This window comes from Actinomadura macra NBRC 14102 (assembly GCF_001552215.1).
GTDB classification, from domain to species: domain Bacteria; phylum Actinomycetota; class Actinomycetes; order Streptosporangiales; family Streptosporangiaceae; genus Spirillospora; species Spirillospora macra.
Genome location: NZ_BCQT01000028.1, coordinates 48,670 through 67,083, shown reverse-complemented (window position 1 = coordinate 67,083; position 18,414 = coordinate 48,670). Strand labels below are relative to the sequence as shown.

At 70.6% G+C, this 18,414-nt stretch carries 18 protein-coding genes; all 18 read left to right on the top strand.

Translation table 11 applies throughout. The features are described from left to right. The first annotated feature begins 74 nt into the window (after positions 1-74). The 18 genes from pgsA (at position 75) to AMA02S_RS36860 (ending at position 18,406) form a co-directional block, all read left to right on the top strand. Positions 75-719 carry a phosphatidylinositol phosphate synthase gene (gene pgsA, locus AMA02S_RS36945; RefSeq protein ID WP_067468741.1) on the top strand — a complete coding sequence of 215 codons (645 nt, stop codon included), beginning with the start codon at positions 75-77 and terminating at the stop codon, positions 717-719. Continuing rightward, positions 716-1,660 (top strand): phosphatidylinositol mannoside acyltransferase, encoded by a 945-nt coding sequence (locus AMA02S_RS36940; protein WP_439951624.1) that lies wholly within the window; start codon positions 716-718, stop codon positions 1,658-1,660. The genes pgsA and AMA02S_RS36940 overlap by 4 nt, the downstream gene beginning before the upstream one ends. Beyond that, the gene (locus tag AMA02S_RS36935) at positions 1,657-2,859 is read left to right on the top strand and encodes a glycosyltransferase family 4 protein (protein WP_067468738.1); all 1,203 of its coding nucleotides are present in this window, start codon (positions 1,657-1,659) and stop codon (positions 2,857-2,859) included. The genes AMA02S_RS36940 and AMA02S_RS36935 overlap by 4 nt, the downstream gene beginning before the upstream one ends. A gap of 10 nt (positions 2,860-2,869) precedes the next feature. Continuing rightward, positions 2,870-3,412: a LemA family protein gene (locus tag AMA02S_RS36930; RefSeq protein WP_067468734.1), complete on the top strand. Its 543-nt coding sequence runs from the start codon at positions 2,870-2,872 to the stop codon at positions 3,410-3,412. Between the two features lie 46 nt (positions 3,413-3,458). Beyond that, complete coding sequence (locus AMA02S_RS36925) at positions 3,459-4,493, top strand: DUF3048 domain-containing protein (protein ID WP_067468731.1); 1,035 nt, start codon at positions 3,459-3,461, stop codon at positions 4,491-4,493. A 115-nt stretch (positions 4,494-4,608) separates the two neighbouring features. Beyond that, positions 4,609-5,532, top strand: coding sequence for a pyridoxal 5'-phosphate synthase lyase subunit PdxS (gene pdxS, locus AMA02S_RS36920; RefSeq protein ID WP_067468728.1), 924 nt, complete (start codon positions 4,609-4,611; stop codon positions 5,530-5,532). Between the two features lie 232 nt (positions 5,533-5,764). After that, complete coding sequence (locus AMA02S_RS36915) at positions 5,765-6,379, top strand: DUF6928 family protein (protein WP_067468725.1); 615 nt, start codon at positions 5,765-5,767, stop codon at positions 6,377-6,379. Between the two features lie 94 nt (positions 6,380-6,473). Next, positions 6,474-7,091 carry a pyridoxal 5'-phosphate synthase glutaminase subunit PdxT gene (gene pdxT / locus AMA02S_RS36910; RefSeq protein WP_067468722.1) on the top strand — a complete coding sequence of 206 codons (618 nt, stop codon included), beginning with the start codon at positions 6,474-6,476 and terminating at the stop codon, positions 7,089-7,091. Between the two features lie 3 nt (positions 7,092-7,094). Then, a complete protein-coding gene (locus AMA02S_RS36905; RefSeq protein ID WP_067468719.1) occupies positions 7,095-7,850 on the top strand; it encodes a YebC/PmpR family DNA-binding transcriptional regulator in 756 nt (251 codons plus the stop codon). A 37-nt stretch (positions 7,851-7,887) separates the two neighbouring features. After that, positions 7,888-9,039: a GNAT family N-acetyltransferase gene (locus AMA02S_RS36900; RefSeq protein WP_067468716.1), complete on the top strand. Its 1,152-nt coding sequence runs from the start codon at positions 7,888-7,890 to the stop codon at positions 9,037-9,039. A gap of 119 nt (positions 9,040-9,158) precedes the next feature. Beyond that, complete coding sequence (ruvC, locus tag AMA02S_RS36895; protein ID WP_067468713.1) at positions 9,159-9,734, top strand: crossover junction endodeoxyribonuclease RuvC; 576 nt, start codon at positions 9,159-9,161, stop codon at positions 9,732-9,734. Beyond that, positions 9,731-10,339, top strand: a complete 609-nt coding sequence (gene ruvA / locus AMA02S_RS36890; RefSeq protein ID WP_067468710.1) for a Holliday junction branch migration protein RuvA — start codon at positions 9,731-9,733, stop codon at positions 10,337-10,339. The genes ruvC and ruvA overlap by 4 nt, the downstream gene beginning before the upstream one ends. Continuing rightward, positions 10,336-11,400, top strand: a complete 1,065-nt coding sequence (gene ruvB, locus AMA02S_RS36885; protein ID WP_067468707.1) for a Holliday junction branch migration DNA helicase RuvB — start codon at positions 10,336-10,338, stop codon at positions 11,398-11,400. Before ruvA ends, ruvB begins: the two co-directional genes overlap by 4 nt. Positions 11,401-11,577: 177 nt before the next feature. Then, positions 11,578-12,123 carry a preprotein translocase subunit YajC gene (gene yajC / locus AMA02S_RS36880; RefSeq protein WP_067468704.1) on the top strand — a complete coding sequence of 182 codons (546 nt, stop codon included), beginning with the start codon at positions 11,578-11,580 and terminating at the stop codon, positions 12,121-12,123. A 103-nt stretch (positions 12,124-12,226) separates the two neighbouring features. Further along, positions 12,227-13,969, top strand: a complete 1,743-nt coding sequence (secD, locus tag AMA02S_RS36875; protein WP_067468927.1) for a protein translocase subunit SecD — start codon at positions 12,227-12,229, stop codon at positions 13,967-13,969. 3 nt (positions 13,970-13,972) lie between these two features. Next, positions 13,973-15,121 (top strand): protein translocase subunit SecF, encoded by a 1,149-nt coding sequence (gene secF / locus AMA02S_RS36870; protein ID WP_067468701.1) that lies wholly within the window; start codon positions 13,973-13,975, stop codon positions 15,119-15,121. 103 nt (positions 15,122-15,224) lie between these two features. Beyond that, positions 15,225-15,749, top strand: a complete 525-nt coding sequence (locus AMA02S_RS36865) for an adenine phosphoribosyltransferase (RefSeq protein ID WP_067468698.1) — start codon at positions 15,225-15,227, stop codon at positions 15,747-15,749. Between the two features lie 482 nt (positions 15,750-16,231). Then, positions 16,232-18,406, top strand: coding sequence for a RelA/SpoT family protein (locus tag AMA02S_RS36860; RefSeq protein ID WP_067468924.1), 2,175 nt, complete (start codon positions 16,232-16,234; stop codon positions 18,404-18,406). Positions 18,407-18,414 lie beyond the last annotated feature (8 nt).

Genomic DNA, 18,414 nt, shown 5'->3' with positions numbered 1-18,414 from the left:
CGCGCGCACTACGATTGAGCGCGCTGCGGCAGCCCGCGGGGGGCCTCTACCCGACACCACGAGAACGGACGGCGATGCTCAACAGAATCAGGCCCGCGCTGGGGCGCGTACTGACCCCCATCGGCCAGGTGGTCGCGCGGACCGGGGTCTCGCCGAACGCCATCACCGTGATCGGGACGGTCGGCGTCGCCGTCGGCGCTCTCGTGCTGTACCCGCGAGGCGAGTTCTTCTGGGGAACGATGGTGATCACCGCGTTCGTCCTGTTCGACATGCTGGACGGCGCCGTCGCCCGTGTCACCGGCAAGATCTCCAAGTTCGGCGCCTTCCTGGACTCCACGATGGACCGGGTCGCCGACGCCGCGATCTTCTCTGGGCTGATGATCGGGCTCTACCGGGACGGGCAGGAGCCGCTCGCCGCGGTCGCCCTGTACTGCCTGGTGTCCGGGGTCGTGGTCTCCTACGCCAAGGCCCGTGCCGAGGGTCTCGGCTACACCTGCAACGTGGGGATCGCCGAGCGGGCCGAACGGCTGATCGTCGCGCTGGTCGCCGCCGGGTTCGACGGTCTCGGCGTCCCGTACATCCTGGCCCTGGCCCTGTGGGTGCTGGCGGCACTCAGCACGGTCACGGTCGGGCAGCGGTTCGCCACCGTCTACGTCCAGGCGAAGGCCGATCCCGACCCCAAGCCCGCCTCCGAACCCGCGGCGGAGCCGCGCCCATGACCGCGCGGCGCGGCTCCGGGCCTGCGCCGCCCCGCGGCCCCATGTCGCTCCGCGACAAGGCGATGGACGCCGCGTACGCGCTGGGGTGGACGGTCGTCCGCAAGATGCCCGAGCGGGCGGCGCGGGTGGCCTTCACCGCACTGGCCGACCGCACCTGGCACCGGCACGGCGCCGGGGTCCGGCAGCTGGAGAAGAACATGTGCCGTGTCCTCGGCAAGCGGGAGGTGGACGACGAGGTCCGTGTCCTCAGCAAGAGGGTGCTGCGGTCCTACTTCCGCTACTGGCTGGAGGTCTTCCGGCTCCCCGAGTACGACCGGGCGCGGATCGTCGGCGGGATGCGCATCACCGGCGAGAAGAAGATCTTCAACAATCTCGACGCCGGGCGGGGGGTCATCCTGGCCCTGCCCCACATGGGCAACTACGAGCACGCCGGCGCCTGGCTCGTGCACCACGGCCACCCGTTCACCACCGTCGCCGAACGCCTCAAGCCGGAGTCGCTGTTCGACCGGTTCGTCGCCTTCCGCGAGGGCCTCGGCATGGAGGTCCTGGCCCACCGGGGCGCGTCCGCGTTCGGGCTGATGGCGCGGCGGCTGCGCGCCGGACGCCCGGTGTGCCTGGTCGTCGACCGTGATCTGACCGCGCACGGCGTGGACGTCGAGTTCTTCGGCGCCACGGCCCGCATGCCCGCGGTGGCGGCGGCCCTGGCGATCCAGACGGGGGCCGCGCTCATTCCCGTGACACTGTGGTACGAAGACGAGTACTGGGCGGCACGCGTGCACGAGGAGATCCCCGTCCCTGACGAGGGCGTCAGACAGGAGAGGATCCAGGTCATGACCCAGGAACTGGCGCGCGCCTTCCAGGAGGGCATCGCAGCGCACCCGGAGGACTGGCACATGCTGCAGAAGGTCTGGGTGGAGGATCTGGCGGAGGGGCGCCGATGAGGGTCGGCATCGTCTGCCCTTACACCTGGAACGTCCCGGGCGGCGTCCAGCAGCATATCCGCGACCTGGCCGAGGCTTTGATCGCGCTGGGCCACCACGTGTCGGTCATCACGCCCGCCGACGACGACGCCGAACTCCCTCCCTACGTGGTCTCGGCCGGGCGGGCTGTGCCCGTGCCTTACAACGGCTCCGTCGCCCGGCTGGCGTTCGGGTTCCTGTCGGCGGGGCGGGTCCGCCGCTGGATCAACGAGGGCCGCTTCGACGTCCTGCACGTCCACGAGCCCGCTGCGCCCTCGCTCGGCCTGCTGGCCTGCTGGGCGGCGGACGGGCCCATCGTGGGCACGTTCCACGCGTCCTACGAAAGATCGCGCGTGGTGTCGGTCACCGCGCCGATCCTGCAGAGCGCCCTGGAGAAGATCACCGGGCGCATCGCGGTGTCGGAGGCGGCCCGCACCACGCTCGTCGAGCACCTGGGCGGTGACGCCGTGCTGATCCCCAACGGCGTCGCGACCGAGCGGTACGCGATGGCCGACCCGCTGCCCGGCTGGCCCGGCCGCGGCGACGGGCATGGTGGTACGCGGGGCGCCGGCGATGGCGGGGCCCTGGGCTTCCTCGGCCGCATGGACGAGCCCCGCAAGGGCCTGCCGGTCCTGCTGCGCGCCTTCGAGATCCTCGGTCGCCGCCGCCCCGGCCTGCGGCTGCTGATCGCCGGCCCCGGCGACGCCGACGAGGTGGCGGCGAGGATCTCGCCGGAACTGCGCGACCGCGTCGTCGTCCTCGGCATGGTCAGCGAGGAGGACAAGATCCGCGCCTACCACTCGGTGGACGTGTTCGTCGCCCCCAACACCGGCGGCGAAAGCTTCGGCATCGTGCTCGCCGAGGCGATGTCGGCGGGCGCCCCCATCCTCGCCAGTGACATCGAGGCGTTCGACCGGGTGCTGCTCGGCGGCCGCGCGGGGGTGCTGTTCCCGGCGGGCGACCACGAGGCACTCGCCGCTGCCGCCGGGGATCTCCTCGACGATCCCGCTCGGCGCAAGCAGCTGTCCGCCGAGGCTCGCGCCGCCGTCCGCGCCTACGACTGGTCGTCGGTGGCCAGGGATGTGCTGAGGGTGTACGAGACGGTGTCCCAGCAGGCCACCGGGTACGAAGGCGCCGGGCAGGGGAGCGCCGGGGTCGTCGAGTCCGGCCTCGGCGCCTAGGGGGCCAACGGTGTCCTACGACTGGATCATCGACGTCCTCTTCTGGATCTCGGTCGTCTTCCTGGTCGCGGTGTACGTCTCGTGGCGCGCCACCCGCCTGGACCGGCTCCACGTCCGGGTCGAGACGGCCCGCGCCGCGCTGGACGCCGCGCTGGTCCGCCGCGCCGCCGCCGCCCTGGAACTGGCGGCGTCCCGGCTACTGGACCCTGCGACCAGCCTGGTGCTGGCCACCGCCGCGCACGAGGCCCGCACCGCAGACGCCGACAACCGGGAGTTCGCCGAGAGCGACCTGTCCCGGGCGCTGCGTGCGGTCGTCGACCAGCCCGAGTTCACCAGCACGCTCAGCGCCAAGGGGGAGGGCGCTGGGAAGGCCGTACTGGAGGAACTGTCCTCGGCCGCCGCGAAGGTGGCCTATGCCCGCCGGTTCTACAACGACGCCGTCTCCCAGGCCCGCATCGCCCGCCGCAAGGTGCTCATCCGGGTGCTGCCGCTCGCCGGGCGCGCGCCGCTGCCCGACTTCTTCGAAATCGACGACTCCCCACCGGGCATTTGAGACTGTTCGCTACCCTCGGGCAGATTGCTCAAGGGAGGCCAATATCGTGCGAACGGCGCGGGAGACAGCCCTCCGGGGTCGGACGGCCGCGGGTCTCGCGGCCCTCACCGTCCTTGCCGGCGGCCTCGCCGCCTGCTCCGACGACTCGAACGGGCCGGAGGGCGCCGCCCCGCCGAACGCCGGGGGGACCGGGTCCGCCACCCCGGTGCCGACGACCCACCCGTTCACCGGCGGCAGGACGGGTGTGCGGAACCCGGTCCTCGCCGTCAAGATCGAGAACACCCAGCCGGCGCTGCCGCAGTCCGGGGTGTCGGCCGCCGACATCGTCTACGTGGAGCAGGTCGAGGGCGGCGAGACCCGGCTGATGGCGGTCTACTCGTCCCAGCTGCCGAGGCGTGTCGGGCCCGTCCGCAGCGCCCGCATCTCCGATCTGCACATCCTGCCGCAGTTCGGACGCCCCGCCTTCGCCTTCTCCGGCGTCCAGAGCAAGATGAAGAAGTACATCCGCAGAGCGCCGGTGTACGACATCTCCCAGGACAACGGCGGGTCCGCCTACTTCCGCGCCGGACCCAAACCCATCCCGTACAACCTCTACGCCGACCCGAGGAACCTGCTCAAGCAGGCGCCCAAGGCCGCCCCGCCCCGTGACATCGGCTTCCGGTTCGGCCCGGCACCCGAAGGCGGCAGGCCCACCCGGTCCTTCACCGCCCGGTGGCCGGCCGCCACCATGGGCTTCGTCTGGTCGGCCGAGCAGCGGCGGTGGCTCGCCACCTGGGGCGGGCAGCCCGACCTCGCGGCCGAGGGCGGGCGGCTCGGCGGCCGGACGATCGTCGTCCAGTACGCCAAGACGACCCGTTCCAGGTTCCACGACTTCCTCGGCAGCTACACCCCGCTGATCCACACCACCGGGACCGGCCGCGCGCTCGTCCTGCGGGACGGGAAGTCCTACCAGGCGACATGGTCGCGGCCGACAGAGGCGCAGGGCACCACCTACACCACCCCGGACGGCCGTCCGATCAACTTCGCCCCTGGACAGGTCTGGGTCGTCCTGCTGAACGACGGCAAGCCCCGCATTCCCTAGCGTCACTGGTCACTCCGTAAGTCGGGGCCCCCTCACGCTGACACTCTGTCGGGTCGAGTACTCGCCCGAGCAGGCAATATCATGGAAGAGACTTGTCGTCCGCCCATGTGAGGAAATGCCCGTGTCCACTTCCAGTCCCGCCCCCGAGAACGCCGCGCCCGAGACCGGGACCGCACGCGTCAAGCGCGGCATGGCGGAGATGCTCAAGGGCGGCGTGATCATGGACGTCGTCACGCCCGACCAGGCGAAGATCGCCGAAGACGCCGGCGCGGTGGCCGTCATGGCCTTGGAGCGGGTGCCCGCCGACATCCGCGCCGAGGGCGGCATCTCCCGGATGAGCGACCCCGACATGATCGACGGGATCATCTCCGCGGTGTCCATCCCGGTGATGGCCAAGGCCCGTATCGGCCACTTCGTCGAGGCGCGGGTGCTCCAGGCCCTCGGTGTCGACTACGTCGACGAGTCCGAGGTGCTCACCCCCGCCGACTACGACAACCACATCGACAAGTGGGCGTTCACCGTCCCGTTCGTGTGCGGCGCCACCAACCTCGGCGAGGCGCTGCGCCGCATCACCGAGGGCGCGGCCATGATCCGGTCGAAGGGCGAGGCGGGCACCGGCGACGTGTCGAACGCCACCACCCACATGCGCCAGATCCGGCAGGAGATCCGCCGGCTCCAGTCCCTGCCAGAGGACGAGCTGTACGTGGCAGCCAAGGAGCTCCAGGCGCCATACGAGCTGGTCAAGGAGGTCGCGGCGGCAGGCAAGCTGCCCGTCGTGCTGTTCACCGCCGGTGGCATCGCCACTCCCGCCGACGCCGCGATGATGATGCAGCTCGGCGCCGAGGGCGTGTTCGTCGGCTCCGGGATCTTCAAGTCCGGCAACCCGGCCCAGCGCGCCGAGGCGATCGTCAAGGCCACCACCTTCCACGACGACCCCGACGTGATCGCGAAGGTCTCCCGCGGCCTCGGCGAGGCCATGGTCGGCATCAGCGCCGCCTCCCTCGGCGAGGACCAGAAGTTCGCCGGCCGCGGCTGGTGATCCCTTCCGGCTGCGCGCCGGTGCCGTGAGTGATCGCCCGGCGGGGCCGTCGGGCGATTACTTCGGGTCCCCCCTCTACAGAGGCGGAGGCTAGAGATACTCTGGCGACGCGGCCGGTAAAAGTAGTTCCGGGAGGGTCTGGGGACGTTCTTCCGGGATGACAGGCAGTTCCGCGGGGTTCTGGGAGGTGCCCCCGGGATTTGGGCGGCGCCCGGCCGTGGGAGGGGAGAGCATGGCTTGGTCGGTCGCGCTGGCATGCGCGAGCGCGGGTGAACCCACCGAGGTGTTCCGGCCGGGACTGGTGGCCGATCCGGACGCCGCCGCGGCCATCGCCCGCGGTCTCTATCCGGCCGACAGCCTCACCGAGACCGGGGACACCGTCCTGGACTTCGCGCTGTGGCCCTATGAGGACGAGCTGTTCGTCGGGGCGTTCCAGCGGGCGCTGCTGCTGTGCGACCGGCGGCTGTTCTGCCTCGATGACGACGCCCGCCGGATCGCCGACACGGCCGCGGCGGCCCTGCCGGACTCGCACTGCGGGGTGCTCGTCCTGCACAACGTCATCCGTGGCTGTTGGTTCCGCTGGTACGAGTCCGGCGAGCTGCGCCGCGACGTCTTCGTGACGGCCGAGGACGGCGTCATCGTCGACCAGGGGGAGCGGCTCCCCGCCGAGGGGCCGTTCTGGCGGGCCATCGACGAGGGCGCCGCCGACGTGCCGCTGCCCTTCGACCCGGAGGAGTTCGGGCTGGCGCTCGCCGAGGAGCACATGTTCGGCCGCGGCATCGCCCACCGCGGCACCGACGGGTTCCTGCCACTGGAGCTCCCGCTACGCCGTTTCAAGCACGCCTGACTCTGCCCCGAAAGGGAAGATCCACGGCGTCTTGGATCGTTGTAAGTGGTATCCGCCGTTGTGACGCCCCTGCACGCCCCCGGAGGGTTCCTACGTGACTGCTGTGCCGACGATCGGCGTACTCGCCCTCCAGGGCGACGTGCGTGAGCATGCCCGAGCCCTGGAGGGCGCCGGGGCGCGGACACTGGACGTCCGCCGTCCCGAGGAGCTGGAACGCGTGGACGGGCTCGTCCTGCCCGGCGGCGAGTCCACCACCATGTGGCGCCTGGCCCGCTCCTTCGAGATGCTGGAGCCGTTGCGCAAGCGGATCGAGTCCGGGATGCCCGTCTACGGCTCCTGCGCCGGTATGATCATGCTCGCGGACCGGATCCGCGACGGCGTGGCAGGCCAGGAGACCGTCGGTGGCATCGACATGACGGTACGGCGCAACGCGTTCGGCCGCCAGGTGGACTCCTTCGAGGCGGATGTTCCACTGACCGGAATGGGTGATGCGCCGTATCACGCCGTATTTATCCGCGCCCCCTGGGTCGAGTCGGTCGGCGACGCCGTCGAGGTCCTCGGGCGCGCCGAGGGCGGGCCGAACGCCGGTAGGATCGTCGCCGTCCGTCAAGGCCGCCTCATGGCGACCGCCTTCCACCCGGAACTGACGGGCGACTTCCGCGTGCACCACTATTTCGCCGATCTGGTGCGCCGGGCGACCGAGGAGGATTGACAGATGTCCGGCCATTCCAAATGGGCGACGACCAAGCACAAGAAGGCGGCCCTCGACGCCAAGCGGGGCAAGCTCTTCGCCAAGCTGATCAAGAACATCGAGGTGGCGGCCCGTACCGGCGGCGGCGACCCCGACGCCAACCCCACCCTGTACGACGCCATTTACAAGGCGAAGAAGAACTCCGTCCCCAACGACAACATCGAGCGCGCGCGCAAGCGCGGCGCCGGTGAGGAGGCGGGCGGCGCCGACTGGCAGAACATCACCTACGAGGGCTACGCCCCGGGCGGTGTCGCCGTGCTCATCGAGTGCCTGACCGACAACCGCAACCGCGCCGCCTCCGAGGTCCGGGTGGCCCTCACCCGCAACGGCGGTTCCCTCGCCGACCCCGGTTCGGTCTCCTACATGTTCAATCGCAAGGGCGTCGTCATCGTCCCGCAGGCGGGCACCAGCGAGGACGACCTCATGATGGCGGTACTGGACGCGGGCGCCGAGGAGGTCAACGAGCTCGACGAGGACAACTTCGAGGTCGTCAGCGAGGCCGGCGACCTGGTCGCCGTCCGCAGTGCGCTCCAGGAGGCCGGAATCGACTACGAGTCGGCCGAGAGCAAGTTCCTGCCGAGCGTCACCGTCCCCCTGGACGAGGACAACGCCAAGAAGGTCTTCCGCCTCCTGGACGCTCTGGAGGACTCCGACGACGTCCAGGAGGTCTACGCCAACTTCGACGTCTCGGACGAGATCATGGAGAAGATCGACGCCTGAGCGCGCCCGGTGAGCCGGATGCCGTACGGTCCGGATCATGAAGATCCGCGTACTCGAACCCGGCGAACTGGACGCCACCCGCGACGTCCGATCCCGCTCTTTCGGCCCCTTCTCGGACGAGGAGTGGGAGGCCTCCCTCCGCTACACGCGGCCCTCGCTGGAGGCCGGACGGCAGTTCGCCGGCTTCGACGGTGGTCGTGTCGTCGCCACGGGCCGTCTGCACGACCTGACGCAGTGGTGGCACGGCCGGCCGGTGTCCATGGCGGGCGTCGGCGGGATCACGGTCGCGCCGGAGGAGCGGGGACGAGGGCTCGGCCGGGCGCTGATGACCGACCTGCTGGAGCGTTGCGCGGAATTCGGGCACTCGCTGTCCATGCTGTATCCGGCAACGACATGGCTGTACCGGTCCCTCGGCTGGGAGCACGCGGGCGGCCAGCACAAGATCGACATTCCGACCGAGGCGCTGCGGTCCGTCGGGGCCGAGCGCGTCCCCGTCCGCCGGGCCGGTCCGGACGACGCCGCCGAGGTGGCGGCCGTCATCGGCCGCGTCCACCGGGCGGCGCGCGACTGCGGCCCGATCGGCTGGGCGGAGGCGTACTGGCGCGTATTCCTCGCCGCCGAACAAGAGTTCTCCTACCTGGCTGATGATGGGTTCCTCTCCTTCCGCTGGACGGACAGCAAGACGGCCCTGGAGGTCACCCGGCTCGTGGCGTCCTCGGAACGCACCCTGCGCGCGCTGTGGGCCATCGTCGGTTCCGGCTCCTCGATCGCCGCCACGGTCCACGCGTGCGTTGCGCCGATGGACGCGGCGCTCTGGCTACTGCGCGAGCGCGATGTCGACATCGTCCGCCGCAACCAGTGGATGCTCCGCGTGGTGGACGCGCCCGCCGCGATCGAGGCCCGCGGCTACCCCGCAGGGGTGACGGCGGAGGCGCCGCTGCTGATCGACGATCCGCAGCGTCCCGCGAACTCTGGCCACTGGCGGCTGGTGGTCAGGGACGGCGAGGGCCGGCTGGAACGCTCCGCCGAGCACCCGCACGCCGTCCGGCTGGGCGCGGGCGGGCTGGCGGGCCTCTACGCGGGCGTCCCGGTCGCGTCCCTGCGGTGCTCTGGCCTGCTCGGCGGTGGTAACGCGGACGCGCTGTCCGCCGCCTTCGCCGCCACACCGTTCTCGCTCGACTACTTCTGAGGAGTCGGCTTCGCAGGGACGCGGCGCATTACTTTTCGGGACACACCCCGCCGCACGTGAACGGTGCGATGCTGGCTTGGTAGCGTGTCGGACCGAACAGATGATCGAAGGAGCGGCCCGTGCGGGTGATGGGGGTGGACCCCGGGCTCACCCGGTGCGGGGTGGGGATCGTCGAGGGCGCTCCGGGCCGGCGCCTGAGCCTGGTGCACGTGTCGGTCGTGCGGACCGCCCCCGATGAGGACCACGCCCTGCGTCTGCTCGGCGTCGAGCGCGGCATCGAGGCGCTCATGGACGAGCTGGTCCCGGACGCCGTCGCCGTCGAGCGCGTGTTCTCCCAGCACAACGTCCGTACCGTGATGGGCACGGCCCAGGCCGCCGGGATCGCCATGCTCGCCGCGGCTCGCCGCGGCCTGCCCGTCGCCCTGCACACCCCCAGCGAGGCCAAGGCCGCCGTCACGGGGAACGGCCGCGCCGACAAGGCGCAGGTGACGAGGATGGTCACCCGGCTGCTGGGGCTGGAGGACGCGCCGCGCCCCGCCGACGCCGCCGACGCGCTGGCGCTCGCCATCTGCCACGTATGGCGCGGCGGGGCCCGGCAGCGGCTGGAGTCGGCCCGGACGACGCGGATCGAGGAGGCGGCGCGGGCCGAGCGCGAGCGGCTCGCCGCCCGTAGCAGAGGAGGAACCACCCAGTGATCGCCTTCGTCAGCGGACAGGTCGCCGCCGCCGGGCCCGACGGGGCGGTGATCGACGTGCACGGCGTCGGCTTCGCCGTGCAGTGCACCCCCGCCACCCTGGCCGGACTGCGGGTGGGTGACCAGGCCACCGTGCCGACCTCCCTGATCGTTCGCGAGGACTCCCTCACCCTGTTCGGGTTCGCCGACGACGACGAGCGCACGGTATTCGAGTTGTTGCAGACGGCCAGCGGGGTCGGGCCACGGTTGGCGCTGGCCATGCTCGCCGTCCACACCCCGAACGCCTTGCGGCACGCGGTGGCGGCCGAGGATCTGACCGCCCTCACCAAAGTGCCCGGCATCGGGAAGAAGGGCGCACAGCGCATCGTCCTGGAACTGAAGGACCGGCTGGGCGGTCCGATCGGCGATGGCGCCGGCGACGTGCGGGCGCCCGCACGTGCGGAGGCGTGGCGCGCGCAGGTCCAGGCCGGCCTGATCAACCTCGGCTGGTCCGCTAAGGACGCCGACGCCGCCGTGGACGCGGTCGCCGCCGATCTGGACGGCGCCGAGCCGCCGCCCCCGGTCGCGACGCTGCTCAAGTCCGCCCTCAGGAAGCTCAGCAAATGAGCGAGGACGAGCGGCTCGTCTCCGCCGCCGCCGACGGTGTCGAGGAGCAGGTGATCGAGGCCGCGCTCCGGCCGAAGAGGCTCGACGACTTCGTCGGGCAGGAGCGGGTGCGCGAGCAGCTGTCCCTGGTCCTGCAGGGTGCGCTGCGCCGCGGCCGGGCGCCCGACCATGTGCTGTTGTCGGGCGGGCCCGGCCTGGGCAAGACCACCCTCGCCATGATCATCGCCGCGGAGCTGGGGCAGCCGCTGCGGATCTCCTCCGGCCCGGCGATCGAGCGGGCGGGCGACCTGGCGGCGGTGCTGTCCACCCTCGCCGAGGGCGAGGTGCTGTTCCTGGACGAGATCCACCGGCTGGCCCGTCCCGCCGAGGAGATGCTGTACATGGCGATGGAGGACTTCCGGGTCGACGTCGTCGTCGGCAAGGGCCCCGGAGCCACCGCCATCCCGCTCGACATCGCGCCGTTCACGCTGGTGGGCGCCACCACCCGGGCGGGAATGCTGCCCGGACCGCTGCGCGACCGGTTCGGGTTCGTCGCGCACATGGACTTCTACGAGCCCGCGGAGCTGGAGGTGATCATCCGGCGGTCGGCGCGGCTGCTGGACGTCGAGATCACCGACGATGGCGCCGCCGAGGTCGCTGGCCGGTCGCGCGGCACGCCACGAATCGCCAACCGGCTGCTGCGCCGCGTCCGCGACTACGCCGAGGTCCGTGCCGACGGCGTGATCGACCGGGAACTCGCGCGGGTGGCGCTCAAGCTCTACGAGGTGGACGAGCGGGGCCTGGACCGTCTTGACCGGGCCGTCCTCGCGTCGCTGTTGCGCAAGTTCGGCGGGGGACCGGTGGGGTTGTCGACGCTGGCGGTGTCGGTGGGAGAGGAGCCGGAGACCGTGGAAGTCGTCGCCGAGCCCTTCCTCGTCCGGCAGGGGCTGCTGGCCCGCACGCCGCGCGGGCGGGTCGCGACGGGCGCCGCCTGGGCGCATCTGGGCCTCACCCCGCCCCCGGCCGCGCCGCTGACCGGGGCACTCTTCGAGATGGACGACGACGCCGCCGCGCCCGAATGATGATCATCTGATAACGGCTTGGGAACTTCCCGGCGTCACCGATCGTCACGTCGTTGCCGGGGTCTCGCGTACTCTCTAGACTCCGGGACTTGATTCACCGTCACCAGCCGACGGTCCCGTGGGAGTGGCCGATTTGGCCACAGGCTGGGCAAACCACATCGGAAGGATGCCCCAGCAATGGGCAGCGACATGATAATCGCGGCGTCTTCGGGCGGTGGCGGGGCCTTCAACCTGCTGCTTCTCCTCGCCGTTCCCCTGGTCTTCTACTTCTTGCTCATCCGGCCGCAGAGCAAGCGCCGCAAAGAGCAGATGCAGATGCAGAACCGCATGCAGCCCGGCGCGCGGGTTCTGACGACCAGCGGTATGCGGGCGACCGTCGTGGAGGTCGACGACGACGGGCTGCTCCTGGAGATCGCTCCGGGCGTCGAAGTGCACTTCGTCAAGCAGGCCGTCATGCAGGTCCTCAAGGAGGACGAGCCCGAGGACCTCGACGACGAGCTCGACGACGAGGAGCCCGACGACGACGAGCGCGTCGAGCTCACCAAGGGCGAGGCGGCCGACACCGATGCGAAGGACGCTGACGACGGGGGCGGCGACGACGCCAAGGGCAACAAGGGCGCGGGGGCTACCGCCGCCGACGCCGAGGACTCCGCGGCGGAGGAGTCCTCGTCCAAGCCGAGGGTGCGGGTGAAGGCGAAGGCCGCGGAGAAGCCCACGGCCTGACGCTCCTCCGGCACCGAACTCAAGACAGGAAGTCAGACGACCAGTGGCTCCGCCTAGCAATGTCCCCAAGCCAGGGCGCACGCTCCTCGCGCTCCTTGTGATCATGGTAGTGCTGGCCTGCGTGGCGGTCCTGCAGGGGCGGACCACGCCCAAGCTGGGGCTGGACCTCGCCGGCGGGACCACCGTCACGCTCACGGCCAAGACCGAAAAGGGCAAGAACCCGCCGGCCTCGCAGATGAACCAGGCCGTCAAGATCATGACCCAGCGGGTCAACGGCCTCGGTGTCTCCGACGCGGAGGTCGCCAAGCAGGGCAGCAACAACATCGTCGTGAACGTGCCGGGGGAGGGGCAAGGCCGCGTCGTCTCGCTGATCGGCACGACGGCCAAGCTCCAGTTCCGGCAGGTGTTCGCCGTCGCGGACGGCAAGCCCACCACGGCCGGTGCCGCGCCCGCGCCGTCGGCCAGCCCGAGCAAGGGCAAGGAGAAGGACAAGGCCAGCCCGTCGCCGTCCGCGTCGCCGTCGTCCTCCGCGGCCTCGCCGTCGGCGACGCCGCGCGGGCGGGCGCTGTCGCAGGCGCTCACGGCGCCCACCCCGACGCCGTCCGGCTCGGGGAGTCCGTCGGCCACGCCCTCGGCCGCACCGTCCGGTCTGCCGACGGGGTCGCCGCAACAGCCGGCCCCGCAGCAGGACTACACCGGCATCGACGACAAGGCCGTCATCAAGCAGTTCGAGAGCCTCAACTGCTACACCGGGGACAAGCGGGCCCCCGGGTCGAACGACCCGAACCGCAAGTGGGTCGCGGCCTGTGACCAGAAGGAAGAGAACGGCCAGGTCACCAAGTACATCCTCGGGCCGGTGCGGGTCCTCGGCGAGAACGTCGACGGCGCCAGCGCGATGCCGCCGGACGCGCAGCAGGGCCAGGCGAGCTGGTCGGTGTCGCTGAAGTTCGACGGCAAGGGAGGCCGCCAGTTCGGCGACGTCACCACCGAGGCCTACCGCGCCTACCAGCAGAACCCCAGCTCCCCCCAGTCCCAGATCGCGATCGTCCTCGACGGGCAGGTCGTCTCGGCGCCCAGCATTAACCGGGGCGCGATCACCGGCGGCACCGCCAGCATCGACGGACCGCCCGACAGCTTCAACCAGCGGTACGCCGCCGACCTGGCCAACGTGCTCAAGTACGGCGCGCTGCCGCTGGAGTTCACGCAGAGCTCCATCGACGAGGTGTCGTCCACCCTCGGCGCCGACCAGCTGGAGGGCGGCCTCATCGCCGGCGCCATCGGTCTCGGCCTGGTGGTCCTGTACTGCATGCTCTACTACCGCGGCCTCGGCCTGGTCGCCGTGTCCAGCCTGATCGTGGCGTCCGCGATCACCTATGTCTCGGTGGTGATCCTCGGCGAGGGGATGGGCTTCCGGCTCTCCCTGCCGCACATCATCGGCCTGATCGTCTCCATCGGCATCACCGCCGACTCGTTCATCGTGTACTTCGAGCGATTGCGGGACGAGCTGAGAGCCGGTCGCAAGCTGCGATCGTCGGTGGAGAACGCCTGGAAACGGGCCCGGCGCACGATCCTCGTAGCCGACGCCGTGACCTTCCTCGCCGCGCTGGTGCTGTACTTCCTCGCCGTCGGCGGTGTGCGGGGCTTCGCGTTCGCGATGGGCCTGACGACGCTGATCGACGTCATCGTGGTGTTCTTCTTCACCAAGCCGATGGTGGCGCTGCTGTCGCGGACCGAGTTCTTCGGCCGCGGCCATCCCCTCTCCGGGCTCGACGCCAAGCGGCTGCGCCGGACGACGCAGAACGCCTCCGGCGGCCCGGCCGCCCGCACGACGAGCCAGGAGGTCTGAGTCATGGGGCTGCGTGCGATCATCTCCCGGATCTACCGGGGTGAGATCAGCGCCGACATCGTCGGCAAGCCGAAGATCTGGTACTCGATCTCCGGGCTGCTGCTGGCGCTGTCGATCGCGGGCCTGCTGATCCAGGGCCTCAACATCGGCGTGGAGTTCAAGGGCGGCTCGGTCTTCACCTTCAAGGCGTCCGGGCACTCCATCGAGCAGGTGCGCGGCGCCGTCACCGGCGGCGGCGCCCACCAGGCGATCGTGCAGAAGGCGGGCGCCGACTGGCGGGTCACGACCGAGAGCCTGACGTCGGCGCAGGTCACCGAGGTCAAGCAGAACGTGACCAAGCAACTACAGGTCCCGGCCGACAAGGTCAGCACCCAGGTCGTCGGCGCCTCCTGGGGCGGTGAGATCCAGAAGAAGGCGTGGCAGGCACTGATCGTCTTCATGATTCTGATCATCGGATACCTGTCGGTGGCGTTCGAGTGGCGGATGGCCCTGGCCGCGGTGGTCGCGCTCGTCCACGACCTGGTCATCACCGCCGGCGTCTACGCCTGGTCGGGATTCGAGGTCACGCCCGCCACCCTGTTGGGCTTCCTGACGATCCTCGGCTACTCGCTGTACGACGCGGTCGTGGTCTTCGACATGATCAAGGAGGTCACCAAACCGCTCGGCCCGACCTCCAAGACCACCTACAGCGAGGCGGCCAACCAGGCGCTCAGCAACACGCTGGTCCGCTCCCTGAACACCTCGCTAGTGGCGATCCTGCCGGTCGGCGCGATCCTGTTCATCGGCACCACGCTGTTCGGCGCCGGCACCCTGAAGGACCTGTCGCTGGCCCTGTTCGTCGGCATGATCATCGGTACGTACTCCTCGCTCTGCGTGGCGACACCGCTGCTCGTGCAGCTCAAGGAGCGGGAGCCGAAGTACAAGGAGATCCGCGCCAACATCGCGCGCCGCGAGTCCAGCGCGAAGCGGCAGGCCAAGGCCGCCAAGGTCAAGGCCGCGACCGGACCGTCCGGCGATGCCACCGGGGACGCCGACGAGGGCGAGGACGACAGCGCCGACGCCACGGCGGGCGTCACCGTCCGCAAGGTCGTCCAGCAGGGGCCACGCCAGCAGCCCAAACGCGGCACCCGCCAGCAGCGTCGAGGCAAGTAGCAGCGGGACACCTCCGGCCGTGCCCGTGCCCAGCCCCCATCCGGGGCCGGGCGCGGGCACGGCCGGCCCATGACCAGCGGAATCCAGCACAGGGGAGTGCAGCGTGGACCTCGGCAAGCTGATCCAGGACCGGATCCGCGACGTGGCCGACCATCCGAAGCCGGGCGTGGTGTTCAAGGACATCACGCCGTTGCTCGCCGATCACGTCGCGTTCGCGGGGGTGGTGGACTCGATCGTCAACCACCACGGCCGGGGCACCATCGACAAGATCGTCGGGATCGAGGCGCGTGGCTTCATCCTCGCGGCTCCCGTCGCCTACCACTTCGGCGCGGGCTTCGTCCCGGTGCGCAAAAAGGGGAAGCTGCCGTCACGGACGCACGAGGAGACCTATGATCTCGAGTACGGGACCGAGACGATCGAGATCCACATCGACGCGTTCGCGCCAGGCGACCGCGTGCTGATCGTCGACGACGTGCTGGCCACCGGTGGGACGGCCAGGGCGACCGCCGAACTCGTCCGCAGAGGCGGCGGTGACGTCGTGGGCCTCTCGGTCCTCCTCGAGCTGTCGTTCCTGCACGGGCGCGGGAGGCTCGGGAATCTGGACGTCCACTCGCTGGTTACGGTCTAGCACTAAATGGGTGCCGGATACACTGGCGAGATCGGGGTCCGGCGTGACCCGCGAGGCGCGATGAGAACCGTGCCCGCAAGGACCAGGGAGGCTGGGTGCCAGGTGAGGTGGTATCGACCGACGCGGCGGTGACCGACGCCGCGGCGGACCCCCAGGCAGAACCCCGTTCGACACGGGGATCCGCCGGGACGGGGGCCGCCGAGCCCGCCGGCACGCCACCCGCGTCCGTGCCCCCCGAAGCGGCCGCGCCCCAGAACCGGCAGCCCCCCGATCAGCAGCCCTCCGGCCAACTCCCCGACCCGTCCACGCCGCCCGACGAACCGCCCGCCGCCCGCCCGTCCGAACGGTCCGAGGACCCCGCCGGACGGCCCGAGGACGCCGACGACGACCCCACCGGCACCACGTCCACGACCACCGTCCCGCCTTCCGCCGCCCGCGTGCGCCGCAGGCTCGCCAGGCTGGGCGCCCAGCGCGGTCCCACTATGAACCCGGTACTCGAACCACTCATCAAGACCGTCCGGAACACGCACCCGAAGGCGGATCTCCGGCTGATCGAGCGCGCCTACGACGTGGCCGCGCATTACCATCGCCATCAGAAGCGCAAGAGCGGCGACCCCTACATCACGCATCCGCTCGCGGTCGCCACGATCCTCGCCGAACTCGGCATGAACACCGAGACCCTCTGCGCGGCGCTGCTGCACGACACCGTCGAGGACACCCCCTACACCCTCGACGAACTCGGCGCCGACTTCGGTGACGAGATCGCCGCGCTGGTCGACGGCGTCACCAAGCTCGACAAGGTCAAGTACGGCGAGGCGGCCGAGGCCGAGACCGTCCGCAAGATGGTCGTGGCGATGTCCCGCGACATCCGCGTCCTGGTGATCAAACTCGGTGACCGGCTGCACAATATGCGCACCCTGCGCTACATGCCCCGGCACAAGCAGGAGAAGAAGGCCCGCGAGACCCTGGAGGTGTTCGCGCCGCTCGCCCACCGGCTCGGCATGAACACCCTCAAGTGGGAGCTGGAGGACCTCGCGTTCGCCACCATGTACCCCAAGCGGTTCGACGAGATCGCCCGCCTGGTGTCCGAACGCGCCCCCCGCCGCGACGTCTACCTGCAAGAAGTGATCGAGAACGTCTCGACCGACCTGCGTGAGGCCCGGATCAAGGCCACCGTCACCGGGCGGCCCAAGCACTACTACTCGATCTACCAGAAGATGATCGCCCGGGACGTCAGCTTCGACGACATCTATGACCTGGTCGGCATCCGGGTCCTCGTCGACAGCGTGCGCGACTGCTACGCCGCGCTCGGCTCGATCCACGCGCGATGGAACCCGGTCCCCGGCCGGTTCAAGGACTACATCGCGATGCCGAAGTTCAACATGTACCAGTCGCTGCACACCACGGTGATCGGCCCCGAGGGCAAACCCGTCGAGCTGCAGATCCGTACCTGGGGCATGCACCGCCGGGCCGAGTACGGCGTCGCCGCGCACTGGAAGTACAAGGAGGAGACGGTCGGCGGCCGGAAGGCCGGCGACATGCAGTGGCTCCGCCAGCTCCTGGACTGGCAGAAGGAGACCGCCGATCCCGCCGAGTTCCTGGAGTCGCTGCGTTTCGACCTGTCGGTCTCCGAGGTGTTCGTCTTCACCCCGAAGGGCGACGTGATCGCCCTGCCGCAGGGCGCGACCCCCGTCGACTTCGCCTACGCGATCCACACCGAGGTCGGGCACCGATGTATCGGCGCCCGCGTCAACGGCCGCCTCGTCCCCCTCGAATCCACCCTCGACAACGGCGACACCGTCGAGGTGTTCACCTCCAAGTCGCAGGACGCCGGGCCCAGCCGCGACTGGCTCGGCTTCATCAAGAGCGCCCGTGCCCGCAACAAGATTAAGCACTGGTTCTCCAAGGAGCGCCGCGACACCGCCATCGAGTCCGGCAAGGACTCCATCGCCCGCGCGATGCGCAAGCAGAACATGCCGCTCCAGCGCATGATGTCCGGCGAGGCGCTGCTCGCCCTGGCCCGCGACATGCGCTACACCGACGTCTCGTCGCTGTACGCCGCCGTCGGCGAGGGCCACGTCTCCGCGCAGACCGTCGTCCAGCGCCTCGTCGACGCCCTCGGCGGCGTCGAGAGCGCCGAGGAGGACCTCGCCGAGATAGCGCTGCCCACCCGCCGCAAGCGCAACCGCCCGGCCGGCGACCCCGGTGTCGTCGTCGCGGACGATCCGGACGTCTGGGTGCGTCTGTCGCGCTGCTGCACGCCCGTCCCCGGCGACGACATCGTCGGGTTCGTCACCCGCGGCCACGGCGTCTCCGTCCACCGGGCCGACTGCGCCAATGTGGCCAGCCTGAAGTCCCAGCCCGACCGGCTGATCGACGTCAAATGGTCTCCGGGCGAGGACTCGGTCTTCCTCGTGGCCATCCAGGTCGAGGCGCTCGACCGCCCCCGGCTCCTGTCGGACGTGACGCGCGTGCTGTCCGACCAGCACGTCAACATCTTGTCCGCCTCGGTCACCACCACCCGTGACCGCGTCGCCGTCAGCCGGTTCACCTTCGAGATGGGCGACCCCAAGCACCTCGGCCACGTGCTCAAGGCTGTCCGCTCCATAGACGGTGTCTACGACGTCTACCGCGTCACCAGCGGCGCCACCCGGTAGGGCGGCCC

What these genes read in the sequence shown, in the direction of transcription:
- AMA02S_RS36940 (WP_439951624.1), top strand. Translation starts at nt 716, where the DNA reads ATGACCGCGCGGCGCGGCTCCGGGCCTGCGCCGCCCCGCGGCCCCATG.
- AMA02S_RS36935 (WP_067468738.1), top strand. Translation starts at nt 1,657, where the DNA reads ATGAGGGTCGGCATCGTCTGCCCTTACACCTGGAACGTCCCGGGCGGC.
- yajC (WP_067468704.1), top strand. Translation starts at nt 11,578, where the DNA reads ATGGGCAGCGACATGATAATCGCGGCGTCTTCGGGCGGTGGCGGGGCC.
- pdxS (WP_067468728.1), top strand. Translation starts at nt 4,609, where the DNA reads ATGCCCGTGTCCACTTCCAGTCCCGCCCCCGAGAACGCCGCGCCCGAG.
- AMA02S_RS36860 (WP_067468924.1), top strand. Translation starts at nt 16,232, where the DNA reads ATGAACCCGGTACTCGAACCACTCATCAAGACCGTCCGGAACACGCAC.
- AMA02S_RS36905 (WP_067468719.1), top strand. Translation starts at nt 7,095, where the DNA reads ATGTCCGGCCATTCCAAATGGGCGACGACCAAGCACAAGAAGGCGGCC.
- ruvB (WP_067468707.1), top strand. Translation starts at nt 10,336, where the DNA reads ATGAGCGAGGACGAGCGGCTCGTCTCCGCCGCCGCCGACGGTGTCGAG.
- AMA02S_RS36900 (WP_067468716.1), top strand. Translation starts at nt 7,888, where the DNA reads ATGAAGATCCGCGTACTCGAACCCGGCGAACTGGACGCCACCCGCGAC.
- secD (WP_067468927.1), top strand. Translation starts at nt 12,227, where the DNA reads ATGGTAGTGCTGGCCTGCGTGGCGGTCCTGCAGGGGCGGACCACGCCC.
- pgsA (WP_067468741.1), top strand. Translation starts at nt 75, where the DNA reads ATGCTCAACAGAATCAGGCCCGCGCTGGGGCGCGTACTGACCCCCATC.
- AMA02S_RS36915 (WP_067468725.1), top strand. Translation starts at nt 5,765, where the DNA reads ATGGCTTGGTCGGTCGCGCTGGCATGCGCGAGCGCGGGTGAACCCACC.
- secF (WP_067468701.1), top strand. Translation starts at nt 13,973, where the DNA reads ATGGGGCTGCGTGCGATCATCTCCCGGATCTACCGGGGTGAGATCAGC.